Source organism: Rhodoferax sp. ZS1R8 (assembly GCF_056521325.1).
On record NZ_JBWMBA010000217.1, the window covers coordinates 1 to 1023 of the forward strand.

Sequence of the window (1023 nt, forward strand, 5' to 3'; positions counted from 1 at the left end):
CGCCAAAGAGCCAGGCCCCATGCGCGACGCAAAAGGCCGCTTTCTGGGCGAACACCAGGGCCTGAGCTTTTACACGCTGGGACAGCGCCAAGGCCTGGGCATCGGCGGCATCAAAGCCAAGGGCGCGCAAAAGGGCGGCGGCGAACACGAGCCCTGGTTTGTAGCCCGCAAGGACATGGCGACCAATACTTTGTGGGTGGTGCAGGGGCACGACCACCCGTGGCTGCAGTCGCACACCCTGCTGGCCCAGGACGTGAGCTGGACCGCTGGCCGTGCACCCAACCAGGCGGCTATCGCCGCGAAAACCCGCTACCGCCAAAGCGACGCGGCCTGCCAGGTGGAGAATGCCAGTCTGCAGGGTTTCGCACTGCGGTTCGCGCAGGCCCAATGGGCTGTCACGCCGGGCCAGTCAGCCGTGTTGTACGACGGCGATGTCTGCCTGGGTGGCGGTGTGATTGCTTCGGCCCAGACCAACGTCTAAGAGCAAACGCCACCACAGGCTTTGCGCAAATAGTTGGAACCCGGTGCTAATATCCACAGCACAGGCGTATGCCACGTTGGGCTTGGCACTCTGAATATCCCGAGCAATAACACTATGTTCCACGTTATCAAACATTCCGATGGCACGATTCAGTCGGTATCTCGGCAGGAACTGCCAGGCAGTGAACCCATGGAAGAAAACGCCCCGGATATTCAGCAGTTCTTTCATGCATCGGCCTCCGAGCCTGCTTTTGACGCGGTGGATGCCGGTTTTGTGCGGGTGCTGGAAGACTTGATCGACACGCTGATCCTGAAAAATGTCATCCACCAAACAGATTTGCCCGCCGCCGCACAGAAGAAACTGATGGTGCGCAAGGGCCTGCGCAGCCGCATCCACGGCGCCTTGAACTTGTTGGGCAATGACGACCGCATCCTGTAACTTACACGCAAGCAGCGCGCACAACCCACCTACTGCCCCCACAACCAGCCTATGCCAGACCCCTTGCCAAGCAGCAGTGAGACTGCGAGCAACCCGAGTGCCAG

The 1023-nt window shown here is 60.5% G+C and carries 2 protein-coding genes; both read left to right on the top strand.

Going from position 1 to position 1023, the window contains the following annotated elements:
• On the top strand, nt 1-481 hold a 481-nt coding region (locus AC097P_RS25105), incomplete at its 5' end, for an aminomethyltransferase beta-barrel domain-containing protein (RefSeq protein WP_479613125.1).
• Between the two features lie 114 nt (nt 482-595).
• Nucleotides 596-919 carry a hypothetical protein gene (locus tag AC097P_RS25110; RefSeq protein WP_479613126.1) on the top strand — a complete coding sequence of 108 codons (324 nt, stop codon included), beginning with the start codon at nt 596-598 and terminating at the stop codon, nt 917-919.
• Nucleotides 920-1023: the final 104 nt, after the last annotated feature.